The organism is Niastella soli, from assembly GCF_017742245.1.
Classification (GTDB): Bacteria; Bacteroidota; Bacteroidia; order Chitinophagales; family Chitinophagaceae; genus Niastella; species Niastella soli.
In genome coordinates this window covers 1,145,817-1,165,452 of the sequence record NZ_JAGHKO010000004.1, presented here as the reverse complement: position 1 = coordinate 1,165,452, position 19,636 = coordinate 1,145,817, and the positions used below count along the sequence as shown (strand labels likewise).

Below are 19,636 nucleotides of genomic sequence, written 5' to 3'. Positions count from 1 at the left end.
TAAGGTGCGCCATTTGAGCCTGCTTTATTCGAGGGTATATGCGCTCCTGACAGGTCGGACTCATTGATTACCATTTGACCTGTCAGGTGGACTTTAGCCCTCTAAGAGTTAAGTCCTTTTGCTGTCCACCTTACAGGTCTTTCCAATCTTACCTTCTGCAATCCACAATCCAGAAAGACCAACCAAACGATTGTTAACTATTAAACAAAGTTTAATTGTGATTTGCTATGAGAAAAAACTACGCTAACAGGCTACCGTACCTGTCCTATCTTGCCGTGGTCTTATCTGTTTTTTCCATTCAACGCCTGCATGCCCAAACACTGGCTTTCCCCGGAGCCGAAGGTTTTGGTAAATATGCAAAAGGTGGAAGATACGGGTCTGTATACCACGTTACCAACTTGAACAATTCCGGCACAGGCTCATTACGCGATGCGGTGAGCGCACCCAACAGGATCGTGGTGTTTGATGTGGCCGGTGTTATCCGCATCACTTCCCGAATGGTAGTATCGGCCAATATTTATCTTGCCGGTCAAACGGCGCCCGGAGAAGGCATTACCGTGTATGGCAATGGCTGGAGCTTTTCCGGCGCTGACAATACCATTTGCCGCTACCTTAAAATAAGGATGGGCATTGTGGGGGATGATGGCAAAGATGCCAATGGGCTGGCCGATGGCCATGACATCATCTTCGATCATTGCTCCGTATCCTGGGGCCGTGATGAGAACTTTTCCATCAACTCTACAACGGCCAAAAACATCACCATTCAGAATTGCATTATCTCCCAGGGCTTAATGACCCACTCGGCCGGTGGTCTCATTCAGGCTGACAGTATTACCCTCTACCGTAATCTGTATGCTGACAATACCACCCGCAACAACAAGATAAAAGGCATCAACCAGTATGTAAACAATATCGTTTACAACTGGAAAGACGGCGCCTATATTATGGGCGGCGAGTCGGAAGGCAACAGCTATGCCAATGCCACCAACAACTGTTTTATTGGGGGGCCGTCACGTGGGGTACCGCCTTTTAATCTCGGTAACCTCAATTATCACCTCTATCAAACCGACAATCTTTTCGACAGCAGCCGCAATGGTCTGTTCGATCCTTATACCATACCGCCGGTGCAATTTGTAGGGCCGCCAGATTTTCAGTTGGCTCCCTATCCTTATCCAGCGGTACCTACCTTGCCGGCCAACTCGTTGGTCAATGCTATATTACCCGCTGTGGGCGCCAGTTTGCCTTACCGGGATTATGCCGACTACTATGTAGTGAATGAAGTGAGGTCGTTTGGTAAGAAAGGAGAACTGATCGCCAATGAGAACTCATTGCCTTTTGGCGCACCTACTTCCTGGAACTTATGGCCGGGTACGCCACGCATCGATAGCGATAATGATGGAATGCCCGATGCCTGGGAAACGGCCAACGGCACTAATCCTGCGGCGAACGACGCCATGGTGATCACCGCGGCTGGTTATACCAATATTGAAAACTACATCAACAGTATTACCGCCAGCAATTCGCAGGACTATTTACGGGCGCCGATGAAACTGAAACAGGATTCGGCCACACAGAATACCGTATACCTCAGCTGGCTCGATTATACGGAGAAAGAACAGGGGTATATAGTGGAAAGAATGGTCAACGGGGTGTGGACACAAATTGGCACCACGGGCATTGATATAAACTATTATGCGGTAACCGGCCTGCAACCCGAAGAAGTGGATACTTTCCGGGTAAAAGCGTTTAATGCGTTGGGTGAGTCGGGTTACGCCAATGAACTGATCGCAAAAAGCAAACCGGTGGAAGTACCGGTATTGAATCCCGGCACCTTTACACCTTCCCTGACCTGGACGGGCGCCCTTAGTAACGACTGGGATAAAACAACAAAAAACTGGATCGACAGCACCAATACATCAGCGGTGTTTACTGACAGTAGTTCGCTTACTTTCCCCGAAGCCGGACAAGCGGGAAAAACCATAAACGTTATCGCACCTATGGCAGCCGGTGACATCCTGGTAAACAGCAACGGTAATTATACCTTCTCCGGTCCGGGTATTATTAGCGGTACCAGATCGATGAACAAAGCAGGCAGCGGCACACTGTCATTGCTCACCAATAATACCTATACAGGAGCTACCGTATTACACGGAGGTGCTATACAGCTCAGTACGTTGGCGAATGGGGGAGTGGCCAGCGCTATGGGCGCCTCCGCCAACTATGCCTTCAACTGGGTTTGGAAGGGCGGCAGCTGGTTGTATACAGGAGGAAATGTAGGTACTGATAGAAATGCCACGCTGGATGCTACTACCGAATTCAACGTAAGCAACCCAGCCAGCACCGTTACGTTTAATGGGGTGTTGTCGGGCGATGGAGGCCTCATCAAATCCGGCCCCGGTAGAATGGTGGTAAAAAATGCCAACCCATATGCCGGTGAAACAATTATCAACGGCGGTATCCTGGAAGTAAGCCCCGTGAGCGCCGCTACCCTGGCCGGCGATATTATCGATAACAACCAGGGTATTGGTACTTCCAACGTGCTTCGACTACATAATGGTTCCTATGTTACTTCCAATGGCAGCGGAACTATTTATGAGAACTATCCGCTGCAACTATATATAGATGATAGCACCGTGAATGGTTTTACCTGCGATCGCAATGCCAACCTGAACATGACGGTACATGGCGGTGGCACCCTGAACTATACGATCCCCTATCTGCGGGAGATCATCCAGGGCGACTGGAGCGACTTTACCGGTACGCTGGTGGCCAATGGTATTAACACAGATGATGTGTATAGTCTGTTACCAATTGATAATGGTACAGGTTTCCCCAATAACCGCCTTGTAGTAACTGGCAATACCAAGATTGCCGCTTACAGCAATAATGAGGTGCTTTCTATCGGTGGCCTCAGTGGCAATGCCGGTACCTGGCTTTCCTGTGGGGGAACAAAATCGCCCACTTTTGGGAATGGATTCACCACGTATGTGGTAGGTGGTATGGGCACCAATGAAACCTTTAATGGGATTATCAATAACCACCTGTACGGGAATGCCGCTGATGGCAGTGGTACTACTACCATTGTTAAGACCGGTACCGGTTTGTGGCGGTTGAACGGCAACAATACCTATATAGGTACCACTACCATCGAAGGCGGAAAGCTGATCGTGAACGGTGCTAATAGTGGTAATGGAAAAGTGACCGTTAACGATGGCGCTACACTGGCCGGTAAGGGATCGGTGACCGGTGTAGTGGAAGTAGCCGGTACATTGGAACCAGGCGATAGCTCCATAGCTACATTTACGGGTAAAGACAATCTTTCGCTGCAATCCACCGCAGTGGTTGCTATAGAGATCAATAAGAGCAACAGTACCTGGGATAAAGTGGCTGTAACAAAAGATATTAAGTATGACGGTACGCTGAGGATCAATTTCACCGGAACACCGGTTTCAGGTGACAAGTATAAGCTCTTTAACGTGGCAGGCGCTATTACAGGTACCATCACCCAGTTTGACCCTGCAACGCCCGGCCCCGGATTGTTATGGGTGTTCAAACCCGCAACCGGTGAACTGGCCATACAATCACCCAACTTTGTAGAGGGGCCCACCAACCTTACCCTGAATGCACCGGTGGCCAAAGCCGGCATGCCCAGTTCGGTAAACGCTGGCTGGACAGACAACTCTGATAACGAAGATTATTTCATAGTAGAGCGAAGCACCGACAGTGTGAATTTCACTGATGTAGCCCATGTTTCGGCAAATACTACTGACTATAGCGATGGCGGTTTGCAATCCGGTATGAAATATTACTACCGGGTTAAAGCGCACAGTCCGCTGAACGAATCTGCCTATAGTGCAATAGTAGGCGTAACAACACCGGTTGAAGGCACGCTGCCTTTAATAACGGTGAACCCATCGCCCTTACAAAACGCCTCCAATGTGTTCCTGAACAACCAGGCTGTATCGTTCAATTGGGAAGGCAATTATGCCGATAGTTTTGACGTGTATATAGGTACCCGCGTTGACAGTCTGGTGAAAGTAGGCGAGGTGGCTGCTGAAACTGCCACATTTAATGCTGCCAACCTGGACCCCAATACCAAATACTACTGGCGCATCGATGCCAGGAACAGCAATGGCACTACCACCGGTACGGTTTGGAATTTCCAAACGGCCAATATTCCCGTAACGGTAGCAGGCGATTACCGGTCAACAGCCACTGGTAACTGGGGAACTTCTTCCGTGGCTACTGACATTTGGGAAACGTATGATGGCAGCAGCTGGCAAAGTACAGCAACACCGCCTTCCGGTTCAACTCCAACCGTAACCATAAGAACAGGTCATACAGTGGCCTTGAACGCCACTACGGGTGTTAACAACGTGGTTGTAGAAACAGGGGCCAACCTTGTTTCCGGCACAAGCGACGGCGCCAGCGGAACAGCTACACAAAGGAACCTGCGGGTTGCCGGCAGTATCAATAATTTTGGCACCGTAGGGTCAAGCACTGTTTCTACCAACAGAGTAAACTTTGAAGGGTATCGCGACAACGGTAAGATCTTTATTACCGGTACAGGCACCTGCTATCTGAATACATTTACCGTTAACGGCATTGCTCAAACAGTTGAAGTGGTAATAGATAACAATTGTAACCTGGCTAGTTATATGCGGGCCAATTATTCTACCGCCACTACGCTGCCCTGGACAACAGCTCCGCAAAATGATGATAACATAACCATCACCATTAAGGAAGGTAAAACAGTTACCATGGGTAGCTCAGGTTACCTGCAGGCAGGCAGCAGTCCAACCACTAATACCATAGCAGAATTTGGTAACTACACCTTTAACATCAATGGTACACTCGATATGCGTTCAACCGGAACCTCCTGTGTGGTTGGTCATGCAACCTTACCACGTGCTGTAACGATAAATGTAAATGGTACCTGGCTCATGGGGAATGCCATTCGCTTTATCACTACAGCCACCACACCTGCTGTGGGAACGGTAGCGCTGAATATTGGGGACAAAGGTGTTGCAGATGCAGGGGCAAGAACGATCGGTAGCAGCAACACGGCCACCAATATTGTGGCCACCAACAGTAATTTTTCACCTGGCGTTTTCTTTAATATCACCGGGGGGGGCTTGCTGAAAACAAAAGTAGCAACCAGTGCCATCACCTATCAGATCGGTGCAGATAATGTATATACTCCCGTTAAGCTCACCAATACCGGTACGGCCGACATTATTGGCGTGGGGGTTAAAACCGGCGTGAACTTCCCGGTTGCAGACAGTACAAAACTGGTGAACAGGCTATATACGGTTGTACCGGCCACACCGGCAACAACCAACCTCGCCATTGGTTTGGGCTGGCTTATTGCAAGCCAGGCCGCTAACCTGAACCCGGCTGGTTCCATGGTGCAGGGAAGGTATACCAACAATACCTGGACAGAATTCCCGGCCACTGTATCAGGCGCAGGTACCGCTGCCAGTCCATATTATGCAACGGCGGCTGGCTACACCAGCTTTGGCAACTTTGCTGTTGGACAAACAGGCGCTGTTAAAGATGTAGAAGCACCGATCGTTCGGGTTAATCCAATAGAAGTTATACTCGGATTAGATGGTACGGCAGCTATTACGGCCGCGCAGGTGAACGACAGTTCATATGACCATAGCAGTACAATAACTTTGAGTGTATTGCCCAACAGATTTACTACAGCCGATGTGGGTATAGATACAGTGACCCTCACCGCTACAGACGCCAGTGGAAATAGTGCGCAGGCCAAAACCACGGTCACTGTAAAAAAACGGGTTGCTATAGTTACCTATACCGGTGACAGCACTGAACAGTATTCCGACAAACAAATACTGACCGCTGTACTGGCAGATTCAGCAACTGGCACTCTGTTGAAAGGCAAAGCCGTTGTATTCAGTCTTGCCAGCCAAACGGCCAACGCATTAACGGATACAACCGGAAAAGCCAGTACAAGTCTGCTGATTGCGCAGGACCCTGCATTGGCCTATACACTGACTACCACATTTGCAGGTGACAGTTTGTTTATACCGGCTGTTGACAGCGTTCCTTTTGTGATCAAGCAGGAAGATGCGCGGGCTTACTACACGGGCACCCTTTTTGGGGCAACCGGCTCAGGCACTACTACCACCATTACGTTGAGTGCAACCCTGCGCGATATAACTGCAGAAACAACAACTGCTTCAACGGATGCATTTGCAGGTGATATCAGCAAGGCAAAAGTGACGTTCATCGACCGCACTACCAATACTGTGATCGCAACCGTTCCGGTGGGTCTGGTTAGCAATGGGGATCTCAAAGTAGGGACTGCCACCTATAACTGGCCTGTTGATATTGGTACCAGCGATGCAAAGGATTTCACTATTGGCATTCAGGTAACCGGCTATTACCAACGCGAAGTATCGGAAGATAATACGATCGTTACCGTATCCAAATCACTGAAAGAATTTGTAAGTGGTGGCGGTACCATCCAGCTTGCGCGTTCTGCCGGACAAATGGCAGGCGATGTGGGTAGCAAAGCCAATTTCGGGTTCAATGTGAAATATAATAAGAGCAATAAAAATCTGCAGGGTAATTTCAATACCATTATTCGCCGCACACAAGCAGACGGTGTACATGTTTACCAGGTAAAAGGAAATGTATTGAACACCTTGTGGACAATCCCCGGCATAGGTTTGATTCCAGCTTGGGCCAGCTTTAGCGGCAAAGCCAGCATACAGGACATTACCAATCCGCTGGCTCCTGTATCTGTTGATGGCAATGCTACGGTAAAAGTTGAAATGACTGACCGTAACGATGCAGGTACCGGCGATGCCATTGCTATAACCATCTGGAATAAATCAGGCGGTTTGTGGTTTGCCAGCAACTGGAATGGTATCCTGAACGAGCAGCAGGTGCTGGCCGGTGGGAATATCAGGATCAGTACTGGCCTCGAGGCCTTTATTACAGGTATTACGGATATTATTAGTGAGTACATTGATCCTGCAACCGGACAGGCCCCCGGTAAGCAACTGGAGGTAACAGTAGCACCAAACCCTGCTGTAAACTATACCAACCTTACCATCAATGCCAATGCCGATAAAGGCAATGTGCGCATAGTAATAAGTGATCTGTTTGGAAAAGTGATCGAAGCAAAAGAGATCGCTGCCGGTAGAACTGTCATTCAGTTGGGAAGTGCGTACAGACCCGGTGTGTATACGATTGAAGTGAGCCAGGGCCAGAAAAAGGAAACGGTAAAATTGATCAAACTAACACAATAGCCGTTTTAATTACAAAAGCAAAAAGCTGCCCCAAACGTGGGGCAGCTTTTTGCTTTATTGAATGCCTTGAATTATCAACCTCGTCAACTGATCAACTGGTTAACTTTTCCTTGCCCCATTCTTTTTTAGATATTCGGCCAGGGCTTTTATACTATCAGTGTTAATATAATCAACCCCCAATTCTATCAATTTGGCCCACCCTTCAATAAAATCAGGTGTGTTCCACATTCTTATTTTTTTGCCTAAAGCATGGCCTTTGTCTACCGCTTTTTTTAATTTTTCCCAGTCAGCAGCCTTTATTTCTTCGTGGCCTTTCCAGGTGGAATAATTTATGAAATTATCATTCAGCATTGCAATGTGGGAAAGCGCCTGCTGGCTGTAATTAGAGCTTAGTAAGCCATCGAACCACAGAAAGGAAGGGTAAGTGGCATATAAAGAAGGATGAGGTTTGTCGCCGGTTATCAGGATGGTCAGGGAACGGCAACTGGTAATGGCCGGATATTTCACCAACAGTTCAATAAGCTTATTAATGGTGGCTGTTCCTTCTACTTTTACATCGAGCATCAGGATCAGTTTGGCGGCCGTATCCTCATACACATTCCCGCCGTTTTTCTGGATCATTTCTGCCAATGGGGCCAAATACACTTTTTCAAAGGTGAGTTTTTGCTCAACATCCTTTAGGGTATGAGCTACATACAGTTCATTTTCGTTCAAATAAACATCGGCTTCCATAGAACCGTATTGCAGGTTATAAGCGTTGTAAAAAGGGGCCGTTTGCTGGTAATCATTGTGTGAATGCGCATTGGCCGTAGTGTAAACTGCCGGTTGTGCAAACGTTTGCACGCATGGGAAAAGCGCTAAAAACAATAGGGTTTTCATATGTATCGTTTACTATGTTACAGGTTTTATATTAGCCAACCCGGTTAGGGTGTTCTTCTCAGGAGATTAATGTATGGGGAAGTGGTGATAGATTGAGCGCAGACAAATAAAGAAAAGAATAATGAAAATTGCAACATTTTCAACAAATTCTCTGTAATAACTTCCACATATATTTCTTTTACGTGATACTTGAAAAACTGACGCCAATCAGTTTTCTAAATGAAGGTTTTTTGCAATTGATCCTTACATTTGTATTGTACTCCCACCTTGCGGAAGGTCACCTCTAAATTTAATGGCCATTCTCAAAATGGCAAGCGCCTGATTTAAATCGTCACAACTTTTAATTTCTACTATCCAATTATCCAATACAGGCCCTGGTGGCATATTCCAAAAATACGAACATGAAAAATGGTCAACGGTCCTATGAAGATCCCATTAAACAATCTAAAAAGTTACAGTATGAGGACAATGCTACACTCAAGGAAGCTCCTGCTGCTTTCAGTATGTATTATTTTGACCAATGCGGGGATCTCACAATTGACCCAGGCATGGGTGGCGCGGTACAACGGTACAGCGAATGGTAGTGATGGCGCCAGATCATTGGCGCTTGACAACAATGGAAATGTTTATGTAACAGGGACTGTTACCAGCACGTTAAGTGGGAAGGATTACAGAACGATCAAGTACAGTGCTACCGGAGTGATAATATGGAAAGCCATCTGGAACGGCGGCGCCAATGGTGATGATGAACCATTTTCAATAGCCGTGGATGCCAATGGGAATGCCTATGTAACCGGAAGAAGTGCAGGGAGATCATCGGGAAATGACTTTGCTACAGTAAAATACAATTCAGCTGGGGTTCGACAATGGTCGGTACGGTATAATGGGCCGGGAAATGGGAGTGATTGGGCCAAGTCAATAAAAGTAGATGGAGCAGGTAATGTGTATGTAACAGGTGGCAGTGTTGGCAATGGTACCGGATTCGACTATGCCACCGTTAAGTATAACACCAATGGAGACCTCCAATGGGTGGCCAGGTACGATGGTCCTGGCATTAACGATGAGTCCAATGCGTTAGCCCTGGATGAGGACGGCAATGTGTACGTAACCGGACGTAGCCCTGCCGGGGTAAACATTGATGAGGAGGATATGGATTATACCACCATTAAATACAATAATAATGGACAGGAGCTTTGGGTAAAAAGATATGATGGCCCTTCCCCTACAAATGATTTTGATGAAGCGCTTGATATAACCGTTGATCAATACAAAAACGTATATGTAACCGGTCGGAGTAATGCCAGCAGCCAGGAAAGTTCCAATGATTATGCTACTGTTAAATACAATACGTTTGGAACACAGCTATGGGCGGCAAGATACAACGGTCCGGGCAACTCTATAGATAATGCGACTTCCGTGGTGGTTGATGCACTACAGAATGTATATGTAACAGGGTTAAGTGCTGCCGGGCCCAACGAAACAAATTATGACTATGCTACTATTAAATACAGTGTAAATGGGGGCCAGGTCTGGGTGAGCAGGTACAATGGCCCGGCCAATGGTCATGACGAGGCTTCTGCTGTAGCCCTGGACAAATTTGGAAATGTATATGTGACCGGGCGAAGCACGGGAAATGGCTCCGGGTACGACTTTGCCACGGTAAAATACAATGGGGGCGGGGTGCAGCAATCTGTGGCAAGATACAATGGCCCGGCTAATGCCAATGACGGCACTGCGGTCTTTATTGGTTTTTATACTTCCCACCCCATAGGAGTAGACGCGGCTGGCAATGTATATGTAACCGGATTAAGCACCGGAATAGGCACTGGTTTCGATATTACAACTATTAAATACACGCAGCCTGGTGCGCCGGCGCCTTCTTTGATTACAGGCGTAACAGAACCCCCACCTGTCATCCCAACTAACTTCAAGGTTTTTGTGGCGCCTAATCCGGCGTCTGTTTCCACAAAAATAGCCTATCAGCTACCTGTAGAAGGGCGGGTGTCAATAACGATCTTCGACATCATGGGCAGAAAGGTAACAACGCTGGTTGAGGCCGTGGAAACAGCGGGCTCCTATTCCGTAGACTTAAATGTAGCGACTTATCAAAGCGGGATATATACTTACCGGTTCCTGGTAGAATCAGGAAATGCATCCTGGAGTGAATCGGGGAAGTTCAGTGTGATAAAATAGGTTAGTAAAAAATAAAGCTGCCTTAGATTTATTTCTGAGGCAGCTTTTTCGTTAATGATACGCTTTTTTTGTTCTGAATGTTCTTATTTAAGTTTATCTGAAAAATGAACTGGCGTTTAAAATATCCCGGTCGCTTTGTTGAAGTATACAATTGGGGTAGATCAGATAGCCCGTCCACATAATAGCCAATCCATTTTGATTATCCGGATGAGGCAGTCCAAATGCATGACCTAATTCATGACCACCACCACCAATCCACCTGTTGGGATCTGGGTTTTCTGGATTTATTCCTAAAAGTCCCTTTAAGTCCTGATCACCCATTGCGCAAAAACCTGGAATGCCAGCCCCGCCACCCGGTGCAGCCACATAAACAAAATAGGCATAGTTGGTAGTATTATAAGAACTGCCTAATAATTGTTGCAATTCATATTGCGTATTATAAAAAGCATAATAACGTGGGTCTGTACCACTGGTACTTCCATAGCTATTATACCAGGTGCTGTCATGTAACCCTGTTAATGTATCAAGAACGAGCGGGTTTAGCACGAAAGTTTTATTGTTCCCCATTTGTGATCTATACCAGGATTGTATGTTCGTAGTGGCATTTTTTAAGGCCTTATAGTAGCTGGGATTAAAGGACTTGTCTCTGGGGGTAATAAGATAAACAACTACTGAATACATAATAGGCGCAATGGTTATTTGTTTTGTAATTGTATCGCTGCCTTCAGCATTCAATGCTATTAATTTTACGGAGTAGGTTCTCGGTATTTTGAAAATACGTTGTTCATCTCTAAGATTTGAACTGTCGGTATTGGAAAAATACCAGGTGTACCCGCTGCTGTTTTTAGACGTATTGGTGAATGTTACAGTGCATGGCACCTGCCCGTTGTTATCCAGACTGAACGTAAAATCAGCCATTGGTCTCTTGTCCGTTGGTGGTGAACATAATTTACAGTCACTGTCTTTTTTACAGGAAACAAAAAAAGAAAGAATCAGCATGATAGCGACAGAGGAAAGATTTTGTTTCATAATTAACGTTTATAAAACAAGGTAGAAGAATCGGTCGCTACTATATGCCTACACTATTCAGGATCATAGGTTGTAAAGACGATTAACCGTTAAAGCACCAATTGTTTTGATCGATATCATTTGTTTTCGGAGCCTTGTTTGGGGAGATATGGCAATAGGTAATAGGCAATTGGTTATGAAAGAAGCCGTACGGTTATAAGCTGTCGCTTGTTAAGTTATTAGGTTTTTAAGTTATTAAGTTTATAAGTTGTCGCAAGTCTAAACCCAATAACCCAATAACCCAATAACCCAATAACTTGCCTTCCTGGTCAACTGGTTAACTGGTTAACTTTCTTGTTCTTTATAAACACAATCGTCATAATGGCCGAGAAAAAGCTTAATCCAGCGCAGGTCCGCATGATCTTCGAATAGGCAGCAATAAAGCTTTCATGATACAGCTGTTCAATTTCCGGTTCTTCCTTTTTAAGCGCGGGTGGGGTAGTGGCATTTCCCAGATTGGCGGCCTGTTCCATTACCATTGTCTTCTGTTTATCATCCAATGTGCTCCGCCCCAATTGATGCTGTAATGCGTTTGAGAATAACAACAGGGCCAATGCACCAAAAAGGGCATAGGCGATCAGGCCTGAGATCCTGGTCATTGCATTGTTTATGCCCGATGCAATACCTGCAAATTGATCACTGACAGCCGTCATTACAGTTGCCGTCAGTGGGGCTACTGTTATAGACATGCCAAAACCCAATACCGAGATGCCGGGGAGAAAAGTAGAAAAATATTCACTGGCTCCCTTTGTTTGTGTAACCATGGAAAGTAATAACTGTCCAATGCCGGTGGTGATGGGGCCTGCTATCAGAAAAAAGCGGGAGCCATATTTGTCTGACAGGCTTCCGGCAAAACCTGATATGGCAACCATAAGTATGGTAAAGGGTAAAAAAGTTAAACCCGATTCAAACTGTGAGTATCCCTGGACCTGTATAAAATTCAGGGAAAGAAAAAGAAGACCGGCGCCCAGACCTGCATACAGAAAAAAGGTCAACAGGTTAGCGCCACTGAACACGGGATTGGAAAAAAGCCAGAGCGGCATCATAGGATGGTGGCTTTTATGTTCTACAACAATATAAAGTATAAGAAAGAGTACACCGCCTGTTAAGGCTGTATAAACGCTGGCATTGTGTAAGCCAGTTGTAGGGATGCGAAGAAGACCGAATGTAAGTAGTCCCAATCCTGATACAAGCATAAGAGCTCCCCGGTAATCGATCGTTTTATCGCCCTCGTCCCGGTTTTCACTTACTTTGAAATGGAGCATAATAAGTGATAGCACACCAATCGGAATATTGATAAAGAAAAAATGACGCCAAAGACTGGCATCGGCCAATGCACCTCCGAGTATTGGGCCACCCATTGTACATACAGTAGTTAATGCCGACCAGATACCAATTGCTTTCCCCCGTTGTTTTGGTTCAATGGAAGAGGAGATAAGAGAAAGACTACCCGGGATCATCAAAGCGCCGCCAATTCCCTGCAATACCCGGAAATAAATAAGCAGGTTAACGGTAGCGGCAAATCCACAACAGGCAGAACCAATGATAAAAATGAAGATGCCTGCCATGAAGATCTTTTTCCGCCCAAGCTTATCGCCTAATGCACCGCCAATTAAAATAAAGGAAGCCACCATTAAAAGATAGCCGTTTAATACCCAGAACAGATCGGGACCAGTTGCGTTAAGGCTTTTTTGAAGGGAGGGCAGAACAACATTAAGTCCGGTAGAATCAATAAATGCCATAGCCGATGCAAGTATGGTGGAGGTCATAAGCCAACGTCCTGCTGTGCTTTTCAAAGCAACTGTCTTCATAAAAAAAGTTTTAAAAGTCAGTTGTATTTTCCCGGTTACAAATTTACAACTGACCATGTAAATGGGAACAGCGAAGACGTAATTGATATTTATCAAAAAATGGAAGCCATAAATTAATTGCGGTAGTTCTTCAGTAAACAACCTACCTTTAATAAGGATTCTCCAAACAAATAAGACAGTGATGATGCGGGAGATCACCAACCACGACACGATTCTTCACTATCAACAGGTTCGGAAAACCAGTGAGCAGATCTGCCACTTTCTGAAAAGGGAAGATTACGTTATTCAACCGGTGGAAGACGTAAGTCCGCCTAAGTGGCACCTGGGGCATACCACCTGGTTCTTCGAAACATTTCTGTTAAAACCATACTCTACAGATTACAAAGAATTTGATCCCACCTATAATTACGTGTTCAATAGTTATTATGAATCCATTGGTGCAAGGGTGATCCGAACGGACCGTGGCAACCTTAGCCGTCCAACTGTAGAAGATATTTATCGTTATCGCCTGTATGTTGATGAAGCCATGATGAGATTTATGCGAAACAACGATCCATTTACCTGGATCTTTGATCTGATCATCCTGGGTATTAATCATGAACAACAACACCAGGAATTACTGTATACCGACATCAAATACATTTTGGGGCATAACCCCCTTTTCCCTGCATACAGGGTTGATTATCCCTTAAACATACCAACACAAGATCCCAGAGAAGAGATGATCCTGGTAAAGGAAGGCATTTATGAGATCGGTTACCAGGGTAATGGTTTCTGCTGGGACAATGAACTGGCAAGACACAAAGTTTACCTGGCTGCGTTTGAGATCAGCGATACGCTCGTGACAAATGGCGAGTACCTGGAATTTATGGAAGATGGTGGTTACCATACTTTCAGTCACTGGCATGCAGAAGGCTGGGATTGGGTAAAAAAACAGCAGATCAATGCGCCGCTGTATTGGCACTGGGTTGATGCCCAATGGATGAATTATACATTCAGGGGATTGGAGCCGGTGCGTAAAGAGGAAGCGGTTTGTCATATAAGTTATTTTGAGGCCTATGCTTTTGCTGCCTGGAAGGGAATGCGGTTGCCGACTGAATTTGAATGGGAAGTGGCTTCCCCACAATTTGACTGGGGGCTGCGTTGGGAGTGGACGGAGAGCGCCTACCTGCCTTATCCGCACTATTCAAAAGCTTCTGGTGCATTGGGCGAATATAATGGCAAATTTATGGTGAACCAGCATGTTTTGCGTGGTGCATCGGAAGTAACCCCAGTTGGGCATAGCCGTAATACGTATCGAAACTTTTTTCAAACAAACCTACGCTGGCAGTTTACCGGGATCCGACTGGCCAGGTGATCCTGCACAATCATTACCCTTACCATCTGTTACCGGCTGATCGATTCAAACAACAGTTAAATCCAAGAAAATGGTAAGACCCAACCGAATAAACAGTGCCGTAACAAATGGTACTACAAGCGAAAACATGATCTTTTACCGGGATGTGGTGGACGGACTGAAGGCCGACATGAAGCACCTGCAGTCGAAATATTTTTATGATGCTATGGGCGACAGGTTGTTTCAGCGTATTATGAAAAGCTCAGCATATTATCTTTTTAACTGCGAACTGGAAATATTCAGCAAGCGTACCGCCGATCTTGCTTCGTTAATACTACAACAGGACGGGCCTTTTGATCTGATAGAATTAGGTCCTGGTGATTGCACCAAATCCGGTTACCTGTTGGAATACCTTGTTAAAGCGAACGCCGATTTTACTTATTTTCCCATCGATATCTCCGCCAGCATTATCAGGTATATTGAAACGGAGCTGCCTCAGCGCATTCCCGGAATAAAAATAACCAGCCTGGAAGGAGAATATGACGACATGCTGACGAAGGCTGCGGCCCTGTCGGCGCACAGGAAAGTGATCCTGTTCCTGGGATCAAATCTCGGTAATATGACGCCAAAACAATCGCTCACTTTTAGTCGGAAAATACGCAGTCATTTACATACAGGCGATCTTATCCTTATTGGCCTGGATCTTAAAAAGGACCCAAGGATAGTGCTGGCAGCATACAATGATAAGGAAGGGATAACCCGCCAGTTTAATTTAAACTTGCTAAAACGGATCAACAGGGAGCTGAAAGCAAATTTTGACCTGTCAAAATTTGAACACTATCCAACGTATGACCCGGCAACAGGCGCCTGTAAAAGTTACCTGGTAAGCCTGGAAGACCAGGTGGTTTCTTTGATAGCCGGGGATAATCTGGAAATGATCTCTTTCAAAAAAGGGGAACCGGTCTATATGGAACTGTCGCATAAATATACTATCGATGAAATTAATCGCATGGCGCAACAAGCCGGATTTAGTATTGCCGGTTTTTTTTATGATAGTAAAGGTTGGTTCGTAGATGCTTTCTGGAGAGCGATGTGAGAAACAGCCTGTTTTGTAAGCCAGCTTTTAAAATATAGTTTATGCAACAATGTGATGCTATTATTATAGGGTCAGGTCAGGCTGCTACACCACTGGCCATACAGCTGGCCCACAAAGGGAAGAAGGTGGTCTTAATAGAGAAAAATGAGATCGGCGGCACCTGTATCAACTGGGGATGTACACCAACAAAAACAATGGTAGCTTCAGCAAAGAATATCTATCAGGCTAAACGGTCCGGGGAATATGGTTTCTCTACAGGTGCCGTATCTGTAGATCTTCCCGCAATTATTGCCCGGAAAAATAAAGTAGTGACCATGTTCCGATCCGGGGGTGAAAAGCGGCTGCAGAATGAGAAAAATATAGAGATCGTATCTGGCGAAGCTGCTTTTTCAGCCAGTAAGGTTGTTAAGGTGAAGGGGAGCGACGGGTCTGTAAAGGAATATAAAGCCGACCTGATCTTTATAAATGCAGGCGCCACCACAATCATCCCTGAGATCAGGGGTCTGTCGTCGGTGCCTTATCTCACTTCAACCACCATTATGGAATTAGCGGAAATTCCCGAACACCTGATCATCATCGGCGCTGGGTATATTGCCCTGGAGTTTGGACAAATGTTCCTTCGCTTTGGTAGTAAGGTAACCATACTACAGCCTTCGCAAAGATTCCTGCCAAAAGAAGATCCCGACGTAGCAGATGAAATGAAAAAGATCTTGTCAGAAGAAGGCATTGAATTCAAACTGGGGGTAAAGCTCCAGGGTGTGCAACTTTCAGCCAGTAAAAAAATAGCGGTGTCTGTAACCGCAGAAGGAAAAGACTTTGAGATAGAAGGCACTCATTTATTAATTGCCACGGGCAGGTCGCCCAACACCCATTCATTAAACCTTGATATAACCGGCGTAATTACCGATGATAAAGGATTTATAAAGGTAAACGATCGCCTGGAGACCAATGTGCCGGGGATCTATGCGTTGGGAGACGTGAAACCGGGTCCTGCATTTACCCATATCTCATACAATGATTATCTGGTGGTATCAAAGAACCTGTTGGAAAATGCCAGTATGACTATACAAGATCGCTTTGTTCCATATTGTGTTTTTACCGATCCCGAGTTGGCACGAGTGGGTATTACTGAGGAAGAAGCACAACGCAAAGGAATCTCATATAAAATAGCTAAATTACCTATGGCATATATTGCGCGGGGTATTGAAACAGGTGAAACCAGGGGATTTATGAAAGTAGTTGTTGATGCCAACACCAAGTTGATCCTGGGGGTAGCCATTATAGGGTTCGGCGCAGGTGAATTAATGTCACTGTTGCAAATAGCCATGTTGGGAAAGGTCACCAGCGATCAGTTAAAAGATAACATTTTTGCGCATCCTGCCTGGTCTGAATCTATTAATAACTTATTCATGAGCCTAAATGAATAATGTAATGGTCAGTCTGCAACAGGTTACCAGGGTTTTTGCAAACCGTCCGGCGGTAAACAATATTTCGTTTACTGTTGACGAAGGCGAAAACTTCATCCTGTTGGGCACCAGTGGTTGCGGAAAGACCACTACGCTGAAAATGATCAACAGGCTTATTGATGCCACGCAGGGGACGATCATTGTAAATGGAAAAAATATCCTCGATCAGCCCGCTGAACAACTGCGAAGAAAAATAGGGTATGTAGTACAGCATAACACCCTTTTTCCGCACTATACCGTTGCTGAAAATATTGCCGTGGTCCCCAATCTGCTTTCATGGGATAAAGTAAGAACGAATACCCGCATTGTTACATTGATTGAAAAATTACATCTTTCATCCAGTCTTTTGAATGTTTATCCTGCTCAGTTAAGCGGGGGAGAAGCGCAACGGGTTAATCTTGCCCGTGCGCTCGTGGCTGACCCACCGATCCTGTTGATGGATGAACCGTTTGGCGCACTGGATACCATTACCCGGACTGCTATTCGAAAAGAGTTTTCGCAACTCGATGAATTAAAAAGGAAAACAATTGTAATGGTAACACATGATGTGCAGGAAGCATTTGAAATGGGTAGCCGGATCTGTTTGATGGATAATGGTCGCATTATGCAAACAGGTAAACCGGCTGAACTGCTTTTTCGTCCGTATAATAATTTTGTAAGGGAGTTTTTTTCGGAAGCGTGGCTTCAACTATGCTTTATAGTGGTGAGGTTGGCGGATGTCTGGCAATTTCTTGTTGATGAGCCCGCGCCGGAAGATGTATTTTTAGTGGAGGTGACACCGGAATACAGTTTGTCCAAAGCCATGCAGCTTATAAAGGATAAACATGAAAAAAGGACCATGCTGGTTGTAAAGGACAATACTTCCAATAAGAAAATAATTACCAGTGAAGGGATCTTATATGCATTCAGTGAATACCAACGGAACCAGTGATGATAGAAAGGCAAACATTCTGGAGTTTTATACAGGAACAGTCAGGGAAATTGCTTGATGAGACCTTGCAACATACAGGCCTTACCTTTATTTCGTTATTGATAGCTATTTTAATAGGTGTTCCCCTGGGGATAATAATTTCAAGAAGGACAAGACTGGCTGGTATAGTGCTCGGGGTTGCCGGCGTTATGCAAACCATCCCAAGCATTGCCTTACTGGGTTTTATGATCCCGGTATTTGGCATTGGCCCGCGACCAGCTATAGTGGCATTGTTCCTGTATGCCTTGCTGCCAATCATCCGCAACACATACACCGGTATAATAAATGTAGACAAGCATATAAAAGAAGCGGCGACAGGTCTCGGAATGAGCGACAGACAAACGCTGTTAAAAGTGGAGATCCCCTTAGCAATGCCCGTCATACTTGCAGGGATCAGAATAGCTACGGTGATCAATGTAGGCGTAGCTACCCTGGCCGCCTATATTGCAGCGGGAGGATTGGGTGAATTTATCTTTGGTGGTATCTCGTTAAATAATACAGATATGATCCTGGCAGGCGCTATTCCTGCGGCATTACTGGCTTTGTTATTTGATTTTTTATTGGCGAGGTTGCAGCATATGACAATAAAACGGGGCCGGGTTGTTTTTGTAATATTCCCACTTATATTGCTGCTGTCTGCCTTTTATGTGTTGCCTTCATTGGGAGCCAGTGGATTATTAGCCGGTTTTACGCCGGAGTTTATGGGCAGGCAGGATGGGTATCTGGGTTTGAAAAAAACATACGGACTGAAGATCCGAACAGTAGTGATCAGTGACGCGGTCATGTACAAAGCGGCCATGGAAAAACAACTGGATGTGATCAGCGGATACGGTACCGATGGCCGCATCAAAGCTTTTGACCTGGTGACGCTTACAGATGATAAAAAGATCTTTCCGCCTTATTATTGCGCACCAATAATACGAAAACAAACGCTGGACCAACACCCTGAGTTGATGAGTATACTGAATCTGCTGGCCGGGCGGATCAATGATTCCCTTATGACAGCCTTGAATTATAAAGCAGATTACCTGCATCAGGCACCCGAACAAATAGCCCGGGATTTTTTAAAGGAGCAGGGATTGTATAAGATCCCGCGTAATGGGAAAAATGCAACGGTCAGGATCGGGTCAAAGATCTTTGCAGAACAGTATATTCTGGCGAGTATGTATACCCAGCTTATAAAAGGGTACAGCGATTTGGGTGTGCAAACCAAAACAGGATTGGGCGGTACTAAAATATGCTTTGATGCCATGACAAACGATCAAATAGATCTCTATCCTGAATATACCGGTACAGGTTTGCTGGTGATCCTGCAACCGGCTGCAGATAAAGTTGCCTTGCTGAACCAGGACAAAGATGCCGTGTATGATTATGTACAAAAGGAATTTCAGGAACGGTATCAGATCAGCTGGTTGAAGCCAATAGGATTCAATAATACGTATGCGCTCATGATGCGTAAAGGACAGGCCAATGAATTAAAGGTACATTCAATCAGTGATCTGGTGAATTATGTGAAGAAGAGGTGAGTGGTGAT

General features: G+C 45.5%; 10 protein-coding genes. 7 read left to right on the top strand and 3 right to left on the bottom strand.

The genetic code is table 11. The features are described from left to right. Positions 1-227: 227 nt before the first annotated feature. Positions 228-7,283 (top strand): autotransporter-associated beta strand repeat-containing protein, encoded by a 7,056-nt coding sequence (locus J7I42_RS19525; RefSeq protein ID WP_209140530.1) that lies wholly within the window; start codon positions 228-230, stop codon positions 7,281-7,283. A 99-nt stretch (positions 7,284-7,382) separates the two neighbouring features. Here the strand turns inward: J7I42_RS19525 and J7I42_RS19520 are convergent, their stop codons facing one another. Then, positions 7,383-8,162 (bottom strand): PI-PLC domain-containing protein, encoded by a 780-nt coding sequence (locus J7I42_RS19520; protein WP_209140529.1) that lies wholly within the window; start codon positions 8,160-8,162, stop codon positions 7,383-7,385. A gap of 459 nt (positions 8,163-8,621) precedes the next feature. Here J7I42_RS19520 and J7I42_RS19515 point away from each other — a divergent pair, with 459 nt between their 5' ends. Beyond that, positions 8,622-10,355, top strand: coding sequence for an SBBP repeat-containing protein (locus J7I42_RS19515; RefSeq protein WP_209140528.1), 1,734 nt, complete (start codon positions 8,622-8,624; stop codon positions 10,353-10,355). A gap of 93 nt (positions 10,356-10,448) precedes the next feature. Here J7I42_RS19515 and J7I42_RS19510 read toward each other — a convergent pair whose 3' ends face one another. After that, on the bottom strand, positions 10,449-11,384 hold the full coding sequence (locus tag J7I42_RS19510) for a hypothetical protein (protein ID WP_209140527.1): 936 nt from the start codon (positions 11,382-11,384) through the stop codon (positions 10,449-10,451). Between the two features lie 308 nt (positions 11,385-11,692). Next, positions 11,693-13,234, bottom strand: coding sequence for an MFS transporter (locus J7I42_RS19505; protein WP_209140526.1), 1,542 nt, complete (start codon positions 13,232-13,234; stop codon positions 11,693-11,695). A gap of 181 nt (positions 13,235-13,415) precedes the next feature. On the opposite strand from J7I42_RS19505, the gene egtB reads away from it, so the two are divergent. From egtB to J7I42_RS19480, 5 genes are all read left to right on the top strand, one after another. Next, on the top strand, positions 13,416-14,591 hold the full coding sequence (gene egtB / locus J7I42_RS19500; RefSeq protein WP_236065518.1) for an ergothioneine biosynthesis protein EgtB: 1,176 nt from the start codon (positions 13,416-13,418) through the stop codon (positions 14,589-14,591). 70 nt (positions 14,592-14,661) lie between these two features. Then, positions 14,662-15,666 carry an L-histidine N(alpha)-methyltransferase gene (locus tag J7I42_RS19495; RefSeq protein ID WP_209140525.1) on the top strand — a complete coding sequence of 335 codons (1,005 nt, stop codon included), beginning with the start codon at positions 14,662-14,664 and terminating at the stop codon, positions 15,664-15,666. Positions 15,667-15,707: 41 nt separating this feature from the next. Continuing rightward, positions 15,708-17,093 (top strand): mercuric reductase, encoded by a 1,386-nt coding sequence (locus J7I42_RS19490; RefSeq protein WP_209140524.1) that lies wholly within the window; start codon positions 15,708-15,710, stop codon positions 17,091-17,093. Then, positions 17,086-18,063: an ATP-binding cassette domain-containing protein gene (locus J7I42_RS19485; RefSeq protein ID WP_209140523.1), complete on the top strand. Its 978-nt coding sequence runs from the start codon at positions 17,086-17,088 to the stop codon at positions 18,061-18,063. The genes J7I42_RS19490 and J7I42_RS19485 overlap by 8 nt, the downstream gene beginning before the upstream one ends. Next, positions 18,063-19,628: an ABC transporter permease/substrate-binding protein gene (locus J7I42_RS19480; protein ID WP_236065546.1), complete on the top strand. Its 1,566-nt coding sequence runs from the start codon at positions 18,063-18,065 to the stop codon at positions 19,626-19,628. Before J7I42_RS19485 ends, J7I42_RS19480 begins: the two co-directional genes overlap by 1 nt. The last annotated feature ends 8 nt before the right edge of the window (positions 19,629-19,636 follow it).